At 72.4% G+C, this 16,164-nt stretch carries 13 protein-coding genes; all 13 read right to left on the minus strand.

Annotated features, from left to right (window positions below):
* Window positions 1-4: 4 nt before the first annotated feature.
* Window positions 5-529: a cell division protein SepF gene (locus FBY41_RS18800; protein ID WP_141845874.1), complete on the minus strand. Its 525-nt coding sequence runs from the start codon at window positions 527-529 to the stop codon at window positions 5-7.
* A 40-nt stretch (window positions 530-569) separates the two neighbouring features.
* Window positions 570-1,313, minus strand: coding sequence for a YggS family pyridoxal phosphate-dependent enzyme (locus tag FBY41_RS18805; RefSeq protein WP_141845876.1), 744 nt, complete (start codon window positions 1,311-1,313; stop codon window positions 570-572).
* Window positions 1,310-2,086: a peptidoglycan editing factor PgeF gene (pgeF, locus tag FBY41_RS18810; RefSeq protein WP_141845878.1), complete on the minus strand. Its 777-nt coding sequence runs from the start codon at window positions 2,084-2,086 to the stop codon at window positions 1,310-1,312. The genes FBY41_RS18805 and pgeF overlap by 4 nt, the downstream gene beginning before the upstream one ends.
* Before the next feature lie 80 nt (window positions 2,087-2,166).
* Window positions 2,167-3,441, minus strand: a complete 1,275-nt coding sequence (gene ftsZ, locus FBY41_RS18815) for a cell division protein FtsZ (RefSeq protein ID WP_141845881.1) — start codon at window positions 3,439-3,441, stop codon at window positions 2,167-2,169.
* Between the two features lie 357 nt (window positions 3,442-3,798).
* Complete coding sequence (locus FBY41_RS18820; RefSeq protein WP_141845883.1) at window positions 3,799-4,614, minus strand: cell division protein FtsQ/DivIB; 816 nt, start codon at window positions 4,612-4,614, stop codon at window positions 3,799-3,801.
* Window positions 4,614-6,080 carry a UDP-N-acetylmuramate--L-alanine ligase gene (gene murC, locus FBY41_RS18825; protein ID WP_375869894.1) on the minus strand — a complete coding sequence of 489 codons (1,467 nt, stop codon included), beginning with the start codon at window positions 6,078-6,080 and terminating at the stop codon, window positions 4,614-4,616. Before murC ends, FBY41_RS18820 begins: the two co-directional genes overlap by 1 nt.
* Window positions 6,074-7,183, minus strand: a complete 1,110-nt coding sequence (gene murG, locus FBY41_RS18830) for an undecaprenyldiphospho-muramoylpentapeptide beta-N-acetylglucosaminyltransferase (protein WP_141845887.1) — start codon at window positions 7,181-7,183, stop codon at window positions 6,074-6,076. The genes murC and murG overlap by 7 nt, the downstream gene beginning before the upstream one ends.
* Complete coding sequence (gene ftsW / locus FBY41_RS18835; protein ID WP_141845889.1) at window positions 7,180-8,496, minus strand: putative lipid II flippase FtsW; 1,317 nt, start codon at window positions 8,494-8,496, stop codon at window positions 7,180-7,182. Before ftsW ends, murG begins: the two co-directional genes overlap by 4 nt.
* Complete coding sequence (murD, locus tag FBY41_RS18840) at window positions 8,493-9,983, minus strand: UDP-N-acetylmuramoyl-L-alanine--D-glutamate ligase (protein ID WP_141845891.1); 1,491 nt, start codon at window positions 9,981-9,983, stop codon at window positions 8,493-8,495. The genes ftsW and murD overlap by 4 nt, the downstream gene beginning before the upstream one ends.
* Entirely contained in the window at window positions 9,980-11,065 is a 1,086-nt protein-coding gene (mraY, locus tag FBY41_RS18845; RefSeq protein WP_141845893.1) for a phospho-N-acetylmuramoyl-pentapeptide-transferase, read from the minus strand. The genes murD and mraY overlap by 4 nt, the downstream gene beginning before the upstream one ends.
* Window positions 11,062-12,465, minus strand: coding sequence for a UDP-N-acetylmuramoyl-tripeptide--D-alanyl-D-alanine ligase (locus tag FBY41_RS18850; RefSeq protein ID WP_141845896.1), 1,404 nt, complete (start codon window positions 12,463-12,465; stop codon window positions 11,062-11,064). The genes mraY and FBY41_RS18850 overlap by 4 nt, the downstream gene beginning before the upstream one ends.
* A complete protein-coding gene (locus tag FBY41_RS18855) occupies window positions 12,462-14,084 on the minus strand; it encodes a UDP-N-acetylmuramoyl-L-alanyl-D-glutamate--2,6-diaminopimelate ligase (protein ID WP_375869888.1) in 1,623 nt (540 codons plus the stop codon). The genes FBY41_RS18850 and FBY41_RS18855 overlap by 4 nt, the downstream gene beginning before the upstream one ends.
* An 11-nt stretch (window positions 14,085-14,095) precedes the next feature.
* Window positions 14,096-15,880 carry a peptidoglycan D,D-transpeptidase FtsI family protein gene (locus tag FBY41_RS18860; RefSeq protein WP_141845898.1) on the minus strand — a complete coding sequence of 595 codons (1,785 nt, stop codon included), beginning with the start codon at window positions 15,878-15,880 and terminating at the stop codon, window positions 14,096-14,098.
* Between the last annotated feature and the right edge of the window lie 284 nt (window positions 15,881-16,164).

Consider the following 16,164-nt stretch of genomic DNA (forward strand, 5'->3'; position numbering starts at 1 on the left):
CGGGTCAGCTCTGGTTGAAGAAGCCGCGCGTCGAGACGGCGGGCGTCTCGGGCTCATCGGCGGCGATCTCGACGTGCGACGGCGAGAGGAGGAACACCTTGGAGGTGACCCGCTCGATCGTGCCGTGGAGGCCGAACACGAGCCCTGCGGCGAAGTCGACGAGGCGCTTGGCGTCGGCGTCGTCCATGTCGCTGAGGTTCATGATGACCGGCACGCTGTCACGGAACCACTCGCCGATGTTCTTGGCCTCGTTGTAGGTGCGCGGGTGGATCGTCGTGATCCGGTTGAGCGAGCCCACCTCGGGGTCGCGCACGACAGCCGCGACGGGGCGGCGGGTCGGCAGCTGCGTCACGGCAGCGGTGTGCACGCCGTGGTCGGCATGGTCGGACCCCCCGGACCGGTCGGACTCGTCGTCGTAGTGGTCGGAGTCGTCGTAGGACTCGTAGTCGTCATAGCGCTCACGGTCACGACGCTGGTCCTCCTCGCTGAGTCCGAGGTACACCATCGTCTTGCGCAGTGCCCCTGCCATGCCAACTCCCCAAACCGATCGGAATCCAGTGGGTTCGACGTTACAGAAGTGACGGCCGTGATCCGAGGATTGCGGTTCCGACACGCAGGTGTGTCGCCCCGTGCCGCACCGCGGCCTCGAGGTCACCGCTCATGCCCGCCGACATCCAGTCGGCCCCGGGGTGGCGCCGGCGTATGCCGTCCGCGACCTCGCGCAGCCGGGCGAACGCAGCGTCGGGGTCGGCGCCGAGCGGTGCGACCGCCATGACGCCGCGCAGGCGCAGGAGGTCGCGCACCGCGACGGCGTCGGCCAGCTCGCCGACCTGCTCAGGGCGCACCCCGCCTCGCCCGGCGCCCCCTGCCGCGTCCTGCGGGCTCGTGTCGAGGTCGACCTGCAGGAGCACGTCGAGGCGACGGTTCGCCAGGTGGGCGCCCCGGTCGAGGGCGCTGACGAGCCGGGGCCGGTCGACCGACTGGACGACGTCGGCGTAGGCGGCGACGTGGCCCGCCTTGTTGGTCTGCAGCTGCCCGATGAAGTGGAGCACGACGCCGTCCGGCCCGTCGCCCAGCGCTGCGCGCACCTCGGCGAACTTCTCCCCCGCCTCCTGGTCGCGGTTCTCGCCGAAGTCGCGCACGCCGAGGTCGTGGAGGAGCAGGACGTCCGAGGCGGGGAAGTACTTCGTGACGACGATGAGGGTCACCTCGGCGGGCTCACGCCCCGCGTCGGCGCACGCCGCGGCGATCCTGGCCCGGACCTCGCCGAGTCCGGCTGCCAGCTGGTCGCGCCGGGGCTGGTCGTCGCTCATCGGGGGTGCTCCTCGGTCATGGTCACGACGCCGGCGAAGCGGCCCGTGACGCCGTCGCGGCGGTAGGAGTAGAGACTCTCGGACTCGCGGGTACAACCGGGAATCCACTGCACGGCAACGGATTCGGCCGCCAGCTGCTCGACGACACCGGAGGCGACGTCGATCGCCGACGTGCCGGTCCACGACCGGGCGGCGGCGGAGGCTGCGACGCCGGCCGCCTCGGCCGCCATCTGCGGCGGCACCTCGTAGCAGCGCCCGCACACGGAGGGCCCGACCGTCGCGCTGATGGCGCCGGCTCCGAGGTCTCGCATCGCCTCGACGGCCCGACCCACGATGCCCGAGGTCATGCCGGGGCGCCCTGCGTGGACGGCACCGACGACCCCGGCCGCAGGGTCGTGCAGCAGCAGGGGCACGCAGTCTGCGACGAGCACGCCGAGGGCGAGACCGGGCGTGCGGGTGACGACGGCGTCGGCCTCCGGAGGCTCCCCGACCCACGGCCCCCGGACCTCGACGACATCGCGACCGTGCACCTGGTTCATGAGGACGAGGCGGTCGCGCGGCACCCCGACCGCGGTCGCGAGGGCCTCACGGTTGGCCTCGACGTCCGCCGGGTCGTCGCCCACGTGGCCACCGAGGTTGAGGCCGGCATACGGCCCGGTGCCCCGCCCGGCCGAGCGGTCGGTGAACCCGAGGTCGACGGAGCGACTCGACACCGACGACGAGGAGGGGTGCGGGTGCGGAGCCGGAAGGACGGACGAGCGCCAGTGGAACACGACGACCAACCTACCGAGCACGCCGCGGTGACCTCGGTGCCGACCCCCTACCCCGACCCGGGGACGACGGGACCGGCGACCTACTTGAGGAAGTCGGGCACGTCGAGGTCGTCGCCCTCCTCGAAGGTGACCTGACGCGGCGGCTGCTGGACCGGCGGCTGCTGCTGGCGTGGCGGCTCCGGCTGCATCGGACGCCCGTCGGGCGCCGCGTGCGCCTGGGCCGGCTGAGGCGCGCCCTGGTGCTGCGGTGCGCCCTGGTGCTGGGGCGCCGCCGCCTGCTGCGGAGCGGGCGCCTGCTGCGGGGGCGGCTGCGGCGCCTGCCGCTGCGTAGCGGCGGAAGGAGCCGGCGGGGCCGTGCGCCCCATGACCTGGCCGAGGGCGCGGTCGTCGTCGCGGTGGGTCGGGCCCCCGGAGTCGAAGCCGGCGGCGATGACCGTGACGCGGACCTCGTCGCCGAGAGCGTCGTCGATGACGGCACCGAAGATGATGTTGGCCTCGGGGTGCGCGGCCTCCTGGACGAGGCGCGCGGCCTCGTTGATCTCGAAGAGGCCGAGGTCGGAGCCGCCCTGCACCGACAGGAGCACGCCGTGCGCGCCGTCGATGGACGCCTCGAGCAGGGGCGAGCTGATCGCGAGCTCGGCGGCCTGGACGGCGCGGTCCTCACCGCGCGCCGAGCCGATGCCCATGAGAGCAGAGCCGGCGCCCTGCATGACCGACTTGACGTCGGCGAAGTCGAGGTTGATGAGGCCGGGGGTCGTGATGAGGTCGGTGATGCCCTGCACGCCGGAGAGGAGCACCTGGTCGGCGGAGCGGAAGGCGTCCATCATCGAGACGTTGCGGTCGCTGATCGACAGCAGCCGGTCGTTGGGGATGACGATGAGGGTGTCGACCTCTTCGCGCAGACTTCCGATGCCGGAGTCGGCCTGGTTGGCGCGGCGGCGGCCCTCGAAGGTGAACGGGCGCGTGACGACGCCGATCGTCAGGGCGCCGATGCCCCGGGCGATGCGGGCCACGACGGGAGCGCCGCCGGTGCCGGTGCCGCCGCCCTCACCCGCGGTCACGAAGACCATGTCGGCGCCGCGGAGCACCTCCTCGATCTCCTCGGCGTGGTCCTCGGCGGCCTTCTTGCCGACCTCGGGGTCGGCGCCGGCGCCGAGACCGCGGGTCAGCTCGCGGCCGACGTCGAGCTTGACGTCGGCGTCGCTCATGAGCAGGGCCTGCGCGTCGGTGTTGATGGCGATGAACTCGACGCCCTTGAGGCCAACCTCGATCATGCGGTTGATCGCGTTGACGCCGCCGCCGCCGATGCCGACGACCTTGATGACGGCCAAGTAGTTCTGCGGTGCTGCTGCCACGGGAGTGGGCCTTCCTGACTGGTGGTGCCGGTCCTGCCTGCGTCGGTCGTGCTGGTTTGCGCCGCCGTGGCGCTCGGGCCTCGATGGACGCCGACCCAAACCTTAAACGTGGAGGTGAGAGTTACAGTTTGGTCACGAACCAGTGCCCCGACGGTATGCCGTGGGCGAGGCGTCGATCAACCCACCGTGCGGCGTGTCGCCGGGCGGATCGCCCCATTTCGAGAGGCGGTGCCACTCCAGCCCCTCAAACCCCGTTCGCCACAGCGGCGAGCCTAGCCCGCCACCGGTCACCCCGACGCACGGCACCCGACCGGCGCGTGCCCGGGGCACGGGGCCCGAGCCCGCTCGGAGCCCGCGTCACCGCGTGACCGGCGAGGACGGAACGCTCACGTCGATCGTCGAACCAGGTTGCGACACAAGGATGCCGACGAGCCTGGCCTTCGTCGCACCGTCGCCCGGACCGCCCCAGACGACCGTCTTGGTGGCGTCCTTGACCTTGAGGCGGAAGCTCACCTGGTCGGCCTCCGAGACGCTGACCCCCGAGACGTTGCGGCGCAGGGCCGGGTCGAGCGAACCGAGCGCCTGGAGGGCCGCGGTGACGCCGGCCTTGGTCACGGTGGCGGCGCCGGAGGACACGATCGGCACCCCGGCGGGAGGTGCCGCCACGGTCGCGAAGACCATGCCGTCGCGGTCGACGACGTCGATGCGCCCGCCCGCCGCACGCACGGCGAGCACCGCGACGCGGGGCGTCACCTCGAGCACGACCGTGTGGGGCAGGCTGCGCGAGACGGACACCTCGCGCCACGCCTTGCCCGCCACGAGCCGCTCCTGCGCAGCGTCGGTGTCGACACGCATGAGGGGGCCGCCGAGGGGCACCGCGGCGACCTGTCGCACCTGGGCGGCTGCGGCGCCCGCGGCCCCTCGCACCTCAACCGTCGTCGCGGTCAGGACGGTGCTGAACCACCCGAGCCAGGCCACGAGTCCCAGCACGAGCAGCAGGCCCACGCCGATGCCGGCGAGCAGCCGGGGACGACGGCGAGCGGCGGCGGCGCGCCGCTCGAAGCGACGTCGCGAGGAGGCGAGACCCCGCCCGGCGACGGCGCTCGCCCGGGAGGTCCGCGACGCGGGCGCGGCGGTCGTTGGTCGTGGCGCGCGGGTGGAGCGGTCGAGCATCACGGCTCACCCCGCAGCAAACGGAGCACCTCAGGGCCGATCATCGTGACGTCGCCTGCCCCGACTGTCAGGACGAGGTCACCGGGCCGCGCGAGGTCGGCCACGACTGCGGCGACGTCGGACCATGACGGCACGTAGCGCACCCCGGCGCCGGGGCGGGCCCGGCGCACAGCGTCCGCGACGAGCTCGCCGGACACCCCCGGCACGGGGTCCTCACGGGCGGCGTAGACGTCCATCACGACGACCTCGTCGGCGGGCGCGAGGCCCGCTCCGAGCTCGGCCGCGAAGTCACGGGTACGGCTGTAGAGGTGCGGCTGGAAGACGACGACGAGGCGGCCCGTGTCACCGACGAGGGCCTTGGCGGTCTCGACGACCGCCGCGACCTTGCCCGCGTTGTGGGCGTAGTCGTCGATGACGACGACACCGCCCGCCTCGCCCTTGGGCTCGAAGCGGCGCCGCGTGCCGGTGAAGGAGGCGAGGCCCGCGAGGATGCACTCAGGATCCTGCCCGAGCCCGTGGACGGCGGCGGCGTAGGCGGCGGCTGCGTTGAGCGCGTTGTGCCTCCCGGGCACGCCGAGCGACATCCGCCGCGTGGCGCCGCCGTCGGTCAGGATCACCGACGAGGTGAGTCCGTCGGCCCGGTGGTCGGCCAGGACGATGTCGGCTCCGGCGTCGAAGCCGTAGGTGATGACCCGGGTGCCGCGTGTCCGCGCCCGGTCGGCGAGGGCACGGGAGCCGGCGTCGTCGGCGCACGTCACGAGCAGGCCGCCGGGGCGGATCGTCGCGACGAAGGCGTCGTAGGCAGCCTCCACAACTGTGAAGTTGAGGTAGAAGTCGAGGTGATCTGGCTGCACGTTCGTCACGATCGCCACCTCGGGGTGGTAGACGACGAACGAGCCGTCGCTCTCGTCCGCCTCGACGACGAAGATGTCGTCGCTGCCGTCGTGGGCGTTCGTGCCGTGCTTGGCGAGCTCGCCCCCGACGGCGAAGGACGGGTCGAGGCCGCAGCCCTGCAGGGCCACGGTGAGCAGCGAGGTCGTCGTCGTCTTGCCGTTGGCGCCGGCGACGGCGACGGGGCGCCGATCGCCCATGAGCGCGGCGAGGCCCTGCGCGCGGTGGAGCACCGGCACGCCCCGCTCGCGCGCCGCGACGAGCTCGACGTTGTCGTCACGGATCGAGGAGCTCATGACGACGGCGTCGGCCCGCTCCTGGTGACCCTCGTGGAATCCCACCCAGACCGAGGCGCCCTCGGCCTCGAGGGCGCGCAGCACCGGCACGTCCTTGGCGTCGCTGCCCGTGACGGCGATGCCGCGGGCGAGCATGATGCGGGCCACGCCCGACATGCCCGCTCCCCCGATCGCGAGGAAGTGGACCCGTCCGAGGCCGGCCGCGTCGGGCACCGGTGCGGCGAAGTCGAAGCGGGCGCCCGCGAAGGGGTGCTCGACGGTCGGTGTCGCGGTCACGATGCCGTCCCCTGCGCCGCGTCGTCGACCATGTCGGCGAGCAGCTCGTCGGCGCGAGGCTCGCCGAGCTCGCGGGCCCGGCGACCCATCTCGGCGAGCCGCTCGGAGTCGGCCACGAGGTCGAGCAGATGGGCGTCGATCCACGCCGGCGTGAAGTCTGCGTCGTCGACGAGCAGCCCCCCGCCGGCAGCCACGACGTCGGCCGCGTTGAGCCGCTGCTCCCCGTTGCCGACCGGCAGCGGCACGTAGACGGCCGGCAGCCCCACGGCGGTCAGCTCGCACACCGTGTTGGCACCGGAGCGGGCGACGACGAGGTCGGCGGCGGCATACGCGAGCTCCATGCGGTCCGCGTAGGGCACGACGACGTAGCGCGCTCCCGTCGGCGACCGGTCCGGGTCGAACTCCTTGCCGAGCCCGGTCACGTGCAGCACCTGGATGCCGACGTCGCCGAGCCGGGCCGCACGGGCGCGGAAGGCGTCGTTGAGGCGCTGCGCGCCGAGCGACCCGCCGGTGACGAGCAGCGTGGTGCGGCTCGGGTCGAGTCCGAACGCCGCGGCCGCCTCGGATCGCAGCGCCGCCCGGTCGAGCGTGGCGACCTCGCGGCGCAGCGGCATCCCGATGCGGCGGGAGTGGGCCAGCGCCGTGCCCGAGAAGGTCGTCGCCACGTGGGTGCTCCACCGGGCGCCGAGACGGTTGGCGATGCCGGGGCGGGCGTTCTGCTCGTGCACGACGATCGGAACGCCCCGACGGCGGGCCGCGAGGTAGGCGGGCGTGCTGACGTAGCCACCGAAACCGACGACGACCTGCGCCGAGGTCTCGTCGATCGCGGCGCCCGCAGCGGCGACCGCGGCCTTGAGGTTGGCGGGCAGCCGGAGCAGGTCACCGCTCGGGCGGCGCGGCAGCGGCACCTTCGGCACGAAACGCAGGTCGATCCCCCGGGCGGGCACGAGTCGGGCCTCGAGCCCCTCACGGGTGCCGAGCGCGGTGAGGCGCACGTCGGGGTGGCGCCGTCGCAGGGCGTCGGCGAGCGAGAGCAGCGGCGACACGTGGCCGGCGCTGCCCCCTCCCGCGAGCAGGACGGAGGTGGGGGTGGACAGCGGGATCACCGACTTCTGCGACGGGACGCGATCGACAGGGGCCGTGACGGGAGCACGGCGAGCGACCGGCGGATCATGCTCGGACGCGCATCGAGCACAGCCCTGCAGCCGGGCTCGTTGCGTGCAAAGGACAGCAGGATGCCGAGGCCGAGCAGGGTCGTCACGAGAGACGACCCCCCGGCCGAGACGAGGGGCAGCGGGACGCCGATGACGGGGAAGAGCCCGATGACGGCGCCGATGTTGATGATGGCCTGGCCGATGAGCCACGCCATGATGCCGGTGCCCGCGATGCGCACGAAGCGGTCCTGGGTGCGGCTCACGAGCCGGAAGCAGGCCCAGGCCAGCACGGCGAACAGCGCGAGGATCATGAGCGTGCCCGGCAGGCCGAGCTCCTCGCCGATGATGGCGAAGATGAAGTCGTTGTGGGCCTCAGACAACCAGGCCCACTTCTCCTTGGAGGCGCCGAGCCCGACGCCCCACCAGCCGCCGTCGGCGAGGGCGTACATGCCGTGGACCGACTGGCCGCACATGCCGTTGGGGTCGGACTGGCAGGCCGGGTCGAAGAAGTCGGCGATGCGGCCCATGCGGTTGCTGCTCGTGTAGACCATGACCGCCACACCCGCCGCGCCGAGGAGGCCGCCGATCGCGAAGAGGCGCTTGCTCGCACCGGCGACGGCGAGCACCGCCGCGATGATGACGAGGAAGACCATGGCGGTGCCGAGGTCGTGGCCGGCGAGCACGAGCGCGAGCACGACGGTGGAGATCGGCACGAGGTAGGGCAGCACGACATGCAGGGTGCTCGCCATCCGGGCCGACTTGTTGGCGAAGATGAGGGCTCCGACGAGCACGAGCGCGAGCTTGGCGAACTCCGACGGCTGGAACTGGACCGGCCCGAGAGCCAGCCAGTTGCGGTTGCCGTTGATCATCTTGCCGAACGGGATGACGGCCGCGAGCAGGACGATCGAGAGGATGAGGACGGGGAACGCCAGGCGCTTCCACCACCGCACGTCGAGCCGGCTCGCGACAGCCGCGAGGAGCCCTCCGACGATCGCGAAGGCGAGCTGGCGCACGAAGATCGCGTAGGACGCCTGGTCGGCGAGCAGCGACTCCACGCTCGAGGCCGAGAAGACCATGATGAGGCCGATGACGACGAGGGCCCCGGTCGCGCCGAGGAGCAGGTAGTACGTCGTGATGGGCGACTCGAGCTTGCCGATGACGGGCAGCGACTGCAGGCCCGGGCTCGCCGTGGCCGCAGCCTTCGTCGCCACAGCCTTCGTGGCCGCCGGCGCCTTGGCCGCCGGCTTGTCCGTCGTCGTGCTCACTCGAGCCCTCCGGCGGCAGCCTCGTGCCTGCGCACCGCCTCTTCGAAGGCATCGCCGCGCGCACCGTAGTTGGTGAACATGTCCATCGACGCTGCTGCCGGTGCGAGAAGCACGACGTCACCCGGCTGGGCGAGTCGCGCTGCCTGCGAGACGACACGGTCCATGACCCCAGTGTCGGTGTCGGGCACGTCGATGACGCGGACATCCGGCGCGTGTCGGGCGAGGGCGGCTGCGATCTGCGCCCGGTCGGCCCCGATGAGCACGACCCCACGCAGCCGGGAGGCCATCTCCTCGACGAGGCTGTCGACGTCGGCGCCCTTGAGCAGCCCGCCTGCGATCCACACGACGGAGTCGAAGGAGCGGATCGCTGCAGCGGCGGCGTGGGGGTTGGTCGCCTTGGAGTCGTTGACGAAACGCACCCCGCGCACGGTCGCCACCTCGGCGATGCGGTGCCGGTCGGGCCGGAAGGCGCGCAGCCCGTCGCGCACCGCGATGGGCCCGACCCCGTAGGCGCGCGCCAGGGCCGCGGCCGCGAGGGCGTTGGCGATGTAGTGCGGCGCCGGCGGAGGACCGTCGCCCTGCAGGTCGGCGAGCGTGCACAGCTCGGCGGCGGAGCGCTGCCGCTGCTCGACGAAGGCGCGGTCGGCCAGCACGTCCTCGACGATGCCGATCATCGACGGTGCCGGGATGCCGGTCGTGAATCCCACGGCCCGGCAGCCCTCGACGACGTCGGCCTCCATGACGAGCTGCTCGGTCTGGATGTCGGCGACGTTGTAGATGCAGGCGAGGTGGGTGTTCTCGTAGATCTTGCCCTTGGCCTGCAGGTACTCGGCGTAGCCACCGTGCCAGTCGAGGTGGTCGGGCGCGACGTTGAGCACCGCCGAGGCGACAGCCGAGATCGAGCGCTGCCAGTGCAGCTGGAAGCTCGAGAGCTCGACCGCCAGCACGTCGTAGGGCTCGGGGTGGAGGACCGCCTCGAGCAGTGGCGTGCCGATGTTGCCGGCGCTCGTGGCCCGCAGGCCTCCGGCGCGCAGGATCGAGGCGAGCATGCCCACGGTCGTCGTCTTGCCGTTGGTGCCGGTCACCGTGAGCCACGGCGCGGCGCCCTCGGCCGCTCGCATGCGCCACGCGAGCTCGACCTCGCCCCAGACGGGGATGCCGGAGGTCGCGGCGGCGAGCATCAGCGGGTCGTGCGGGGGCACGCCGGGAGAGGTGACGACGAGCTGGGTTCCTGCCGGCGGCTCGTGCACGTGCTCGGGACCGAGCCGCACGTCGACGTCGAGGATCTCGAGGATCGTGGCCCGTTCGGCAATCGCGTCGGTGACATCGCGCGAGACGGCGGTGACCCGGGCCCCACGCTCGGCGAGCGCGTCGGCAGCCGCGAACCCCGACACCCCGAGGCCGACGACGAGCACGTCGATGCCGGACCAGTCGGCGTCGCGGTGGGTCAGCCCCTCGCGGGGCTCGTACGTCGGGTCGAAGCTCACTGGGACCCCACCACCCACTCGGCGTAGAACACCCCGAGGCCGAAGGCGACGAAGAGCCCGGCGATGATCCAGAAGCGGACGACGACCGTCACCTCGTTCCACCCCACCATCTCGAAGTGGTGATGGAGCGGTGCCATCCTCAGCACCCGTTTACCGGTGGTCTTGAACGACGCGACCTGCGCGACGACCGAGAGCGTCTCGAGGACGAAGAGGCCGCCGAGGATGATGAGCAGCAGCTCGGTGTGCGTCGTGATCGCGAGGCCGGCGAGCGCGCCGCCGAGGGCGAGCGAGCCGGTGTCGCCCATGAAGATCTTGGCCGGGGTCGCGTTCCACCACAGGAAGCCGAAGCAGGCGCCCATGCCGGCTGCCGCGACGAGCGCGAGGTCGTGGGAGTCGCGCACCTCGTAGCACTTGATGCCCGGGTTGGTCTGGCAGTTCTGGTTGTAGGTCCAGATGGCGATGAGCACGTAGGCGCCGAAGACCATCGTGCAGACGCCGGTCGCGAGGCCGTCGAGGCCGTCGGTGAGGTTCACCCCGTTGGACGCCCCGGCGATCATGAGGTTGGCGAAGATGACGAAGAGGATGACACCGACGACGGTGCTGCCCCCGAGCGCGAGGCTGATGTTCGTGTCTCGCACGAAGGAGACGAGCAGCGAGGCGGGAGTGCGGAACTGCTCGTTGGGGAACTGCAGCGCGAGACCCGCGAAGACGACACCGACGAGGGTCTGCCCGATGAGCTTCTCCTTGGAGCGCAGGCCCAGGCTGCGCTGCTTGCTGATCTTGATGAAGTCGTCGAGGAAGCCGATGAAGCCCAGCCCCGCCATGAGGAAGAGCACGAGCAGGCCGCTCGCCGTCGGCGGGTTGAGGGTGAACAGGTGCGCGAGGAAGTAGGCGCCGAGGGTGGCCGCGAGGATGACGGCGCCGCCCATCGTCGGGGTGCCACGCTTCGTGTGGTGCGATGTCGGGCCGTCGTCACGGATGAACTGGCCGTAGCCGCGCTTGACGAGGAACTTGATGAAGAGCGGCGTGCCGAACAGCGAGATCAGCAGCGAGAAGGATGCCGCGAGCAGAACGCCCTTCACGGGGTGACCACCTTGTCGTCGTCGATCACCGCGACGTCCCGGCCCGCGAGGCGGTCTCCGAGCCACCGCAGCCCGCTGTCGCGGCTGGACTTGAGCAGGACGACGTCGCCCGCGGCGAGCCGCCCCTCGAGCAGGTCGTGGGCCGCGTCGGTGTCGGGCACCCACTCGGCTCCGGGGAAGGCCGCGGCGACGGGCCTCGCCCCCTCCCCCACGGCGACGAGGTGGTCGATGCCCAGGCCCGCGGCATACGCCCCGACGGCTGCGTGCTCGGCCTCGCTGTCGTCGCCGAGCTCGAGCATGCCGCCGAGCACGGCCCAGCGACGGCCGGCGACGGCCATCGCGGCCACCGCGTCGAGGGCGGCACGCATGGAGTCGGGGTTGGCGTTGTAGGCGTCGTTGACGACGAGGACGCCGTCGGGGCGCTCGGTCAGCTCCATGCGCCAGCGGCTCACGGCCTCGGCGACGGACAGCCCCGCGACGACCTGGTCGAGCGACAACCCGAGCTCCAGCGCAGCCGCCGCGACGGCGAGCGAGTTGCCGACGTGGTGGGCACCGCTCTGGCGCAACGTGATCCGTGCGGTTCCAGCGGGCGAGACGAGGGTGTATGCCGCCCTGCCGCGGTCGTCGAGCACGACGTCCTCGGCGCGCACATCCGCCTCGGGCGAGACACCGACGAGCTGCACGCGGCACGTGCGCCCCTCGCGCATGCCGAGCACGAGCGGATCGTCGGCGTTGAGGACGGCGAGGCCTTCGGCGGGGACGGCCCGCGGCAGCTCGGACTTCGCGAGGGCGATGTTCTCGCGCGAGCCGAACTCGCCGAGGTGGGCCGTGCCGACGTTGAGCACGACGGCGACCTGGGGCGGGGCGATGCGGGTGAGGTACTCGATGTGGCCGACGCCGCGGGCGCCCATCTCGGCGACGAGGAAGCGCGTCGTCGGGGTGACCCGGCACACCGTGAGCGGCACGCCGATCTCGCCGTTGAGGGAGTTGACGGGGGCGACCGTCTCCGCGACCGACTCGAGCACGGCGGCGAGCAGGTCCTTGGTCGACGTCTTGCCCGAGCTGCCCGTGATGCCGACGATGCGCAGCTCGGGCGCGCGGTCGACGACGCCGCGTGCCACGGCCCCGAAGGCGGTCTGCACATCGTCGACGACGACCTGCGCGACTCCCTCGACCTCGCGCGAGGTGAGTGCGGCGACCGCCCCTGCCTCGACGGCGGCGCCGACGTAGTCATGGCCGTCGGCGAGCTCACCGACGCGAGCGACGTAGAGGCTTCCCGGGGTGCAGTCGCGCGAGTCGGTGGTGACGACGCCGTCGACGACGATGTCGTCCGGGGTGTCGGTGCCGGTGACGCGACCGCCCGTGAGGTCGCGGATCTCCGCCAGGGTGAGGGCGATCACGATCCCACGCCCGGGCTCGTCGCGGCTCCGAGAGCGGCGCCTAGTGCTGCGCGCACGGCCTCGCGGTCGTCGAACGGGTGCTTCACTCCGTGGATCTCCTGACCCTTCTCGTGTCCCTTGCCGAGCACGACGACGGTGTCGACACCGTCGCCCGAGCCGGCTCCGAGGACGGCGATGGCGACGGCCTCGGCGATCGCGCTGGAGCGCGACCCGCCGTCGATGATCTCAGTCGCCCGGGCGTCCCCCGACGCCACGGTCTCTCGCGCTCCCGCGACGACGGCCGCGCGGATGTCGGCCGGTTCCTCGCTGCGCGGGTTGTCGTCGGTGACGACGACGATGTCGGCCTGCCGCGCCGCGGCAGCGCCCATGGCCGGCCGCTTGCTGCGGTCGCGGTCGCCACCCGCACCGAGCACGGCGATGAGCCGGCCCCGCGTCGACGGCCGGAGCGCTCTGAGGGCGGCGTCGACGGCGTCGGGTGTGTGCGCGAAGTCGACGATGCACCGGGGGCCCTCCGGCCCTCCGGGGGCCACGACCTCCATGCGGCCGGGCACGTCGGGTGGCACGGCGAGGGCCTCCTCGACCTGGGTGACGTCGAGGCCGAGCGTCAGCAGGGCGAGGGCAGCGAGGGCCGTGTTGGCGATGTTGAAGTGACCCGGCAGGTGCGACACGAGCGACACGACGCGCGCCCCGGCGACCTCGCGCAGGTCGAAGGCGCCGCCCTCTCCCTCGTCGACGACCCAGTCGACACCGCGTGCCGGGGCGGAGGCGAAGGTCACCGTCGGCACGCTCGACTCGCGGGCGAGCCGGGCTCCCCACGCGTCGTCGACGCAGACGACGGCGGCGCGGGAGCGGGCCGGCGTGAAGAGCGACGCCTTGGCGGCGAAGTAGTCCTCCATCGTGGCGTGGAAGTCGAGATGGTCCTGCGAGAGGTTGGTGAAGAGGGCGACGTCGTAGACGACCCCGTCGACGCGGTGCAGCGCGAGCGCGTGGCTCGAGACCTCCATGACGCACGCGTCGATCCCCCGCTCGCGCATGACGCCGAGGAGCGCGTGCAGGTCGGTCGCCTCGGGGGTGGTGCGCTCGGAGTCGAGCCGCTCGTCGCCGATGCGGGTCTCGACGGTTCCGATCAGGCCGGTGCGCTGTCCGCGGGCGCGCAGGGCCGACTCGATGAGGTATGCCGTCGTCGTCTTGCCGTTGGTGCCCGTCACTCCCAGCACGGTGAGCGCCTCGGACGGGTGGCCGTAGACCGTTGCCGCCACCTCACCGAGGACCTCCCGCGGGTGGTCCGCGAGGAGCACCGGCACGACGGAGGCCGATGGCGCGCGCTCGTCGAGCGCACGCAGCCGCGTTCGACCCGCCGGGTCGGTGAGCACCGCCACGGCGCCGGCAGCGAGGGCGTCGGCCGCGAAGTCGGCGCCGTGCGCGTGGAAGCCGGGCAGTGCGGCATACAGGTCACCGGGCACGACGGACCGGCTGTCGAGGCTGACCCCGGTCACGACGACGTCGCCGGAGGCGGGGTCCGGTGCATCGATCCGCAGCCGGTCGCCGGCCCTGGTCCTCGACGTCAGGTCGCGGAGCGGCACACCCGACGTGGCGGGGCGGAGGGGGGAAGGTGACACGTCATCCCAACTTACAGGCCATCCCGCTTCGCCCGCGCATTGCTGATGACGTTCGGGTCGTTCTCGGACAGCGGCTTGGTGGCCCACACGTGGTAGTCGAGGTCGGACTTCGTGCTGGGCGGGGCTCCGGTGCGCTCGATGAGGTAGGTCATGACCTGGTTGAAGACCGGCCCCGCCAGCATGCCACCGAACATGCCCGCGCTGGGCTTCTGGATGAAGACGCCGACGACGTACTTGGGTTTGTCGGCGGGCGCGTAGCCGATGAAGGAGGCGGTGAAGCCGTTGTAACGGCCCAGCTTCTCGTCGTAGCGGTCAGCGGTGCCGGTCTTGCCCGCGACCCGGTAGCCCTTGATGCGGGCTGCGCTCGCGGTGCCGTTCTCGCCGGTGACCTCCTCCATCATCCGCGAGAGCTTGACGGCGGTGTCCTCGGAGACGACTCGGGTCGGGGTCGTCGGCTGCGCCGGCAGGAGGTTTCCGCTGTCGTCGACGGTCCCCTCGATGAGCGACGGCGGCACGCGCACGCCCTTGTTGGCGATGGTCGCGAAGACGCTCGTCGCCTGCACGGCGGTGAGGGAGTAGCCCTGGCCGAAGAGCATCGTGTAGCGCTGAGCGGCGTTGAGGTCCTTGGCCTTGGCGAGCTGGCCCGCCGACTCGCCGGGGAAGTTGACGGGGGTCTTCTGCCCGATACCGAACTTGCGGTAGTAGGCCTCCATGATGTCCGGGGCGATGCGCTCGCCGATGAGCATCGTGCCCATGTTGGACGACTTGGCGATGACCCCGGTGGCCGTCATGTTCTCGACGCCGTGGGGCTCGTTGTCCTTGAAGCGGATTCCGGCTCGTGGCAGCCGCACCGGCACGATGACGCCGGTGTCGGGCGTGACGACCTTCTGCTCGAGCGCCGCGGCCATCGTCATGAGCTTGCCGGTCGACCCCGGCTCGAAGGCCTCCCAGAACGCGCGGTTCGCGAGGTTGCTCTTCGAGGCGGCAGGGTCGTTGGAGTCGTAGGTCGGATAGCTGGCAGCGGCCCGGATCTTTCCGGTCGCCGCCTCGATGACGACGGCCGTGCCCGACTGGGCGCCGACGCCGGTGACCTGCTTGGCGAGGGCGTTCTGCGCATACCACTGCAGGTCGGCGTCGATCGTCAGCTTGACGTCACGCCCGTTGACGACCGGGGTGTCGACGCGCTGTGACCCGGGGATGATGTAGCCGTCGCGGGCGCGCTCGGCCACGGTGCGACCGGGCGTGCCGGCGAGGGTCTTGTCGAGCATGCGCTCCACGCCACCGGCTGCCGCCTGGTCGGACTGGTTGACGAAGCCGACGATCTCACCGGCCGCCATGCCGGTCGGGTAGATGCGCTCGGCCGTCTTCTCGCCGCTGATGCCGGGGATGCCGAGGGCGCGCACCTCGCGGTAGACGGCCGGGTTGACCTCCTTCTTGACGATCGCGTAGAGCGTGTTGGGGCGGGTGAGGATCGCCGTCAGGTCGGGGGCGCTCATGTCGAGCAGGGGCGCGAGCGCCGCCACAGCCCCGGCGACGCCGACCTTCGTCAGGGTGCCGTCGACCCTGACCTGGTACTCCGGGACAGCCTTGGGGTTGGCGGCGACGGTGTAGCGCTCGACGGAGGTGGCGAGCACCTGGCCGTTCGTGTCGAGGATCTGGCCACGCATGGCGGGGGTGAGGGTCTTCACGAGGCGCTTGTTGAGGGCCGCCTCCTGGGTCGCCGAGGCGTCGAAGGCCTGGATCCGCAGCAGCTGGCCGGCGAAGACGGTGAAGACGACGAGGATCGTCGCGAACATCACCCGGGCCCGGCGGCGCGGGTTCGCCGTCGAGATGCGCAGCGCGCGACGGGGCCGCCGCGGTGGACGGGGCGTCGACCCGCGCTTCGGAGCCGGGCCGCGACCCCGGCCTGCCGGTGACGCGCCCGCGCCGGACCGCTGCGAGGCTCGGGCCGGGCCGCGCGGGGCCGAGCGCGGGGTGGCGCCCGAGGTGGAACGCGCCGCGGTGGACCGCGCCGCAGTGGACCGCGCTGTGGTGGAGCGCGACGCACCTGCTGCGCTGGCCCCGCGCCCCCTCGATGCCG

Origin of the sequence: Humibacillus xanthopallidus (genome assembly GCF_006716675.1) — a bacterium.
GTDB lineage: Bacteria > Actinomycetota > Actinomycetes > Actinomycetales > Dermatophilaceae > Humibacillus > Humibacillus xanthopallidus_B.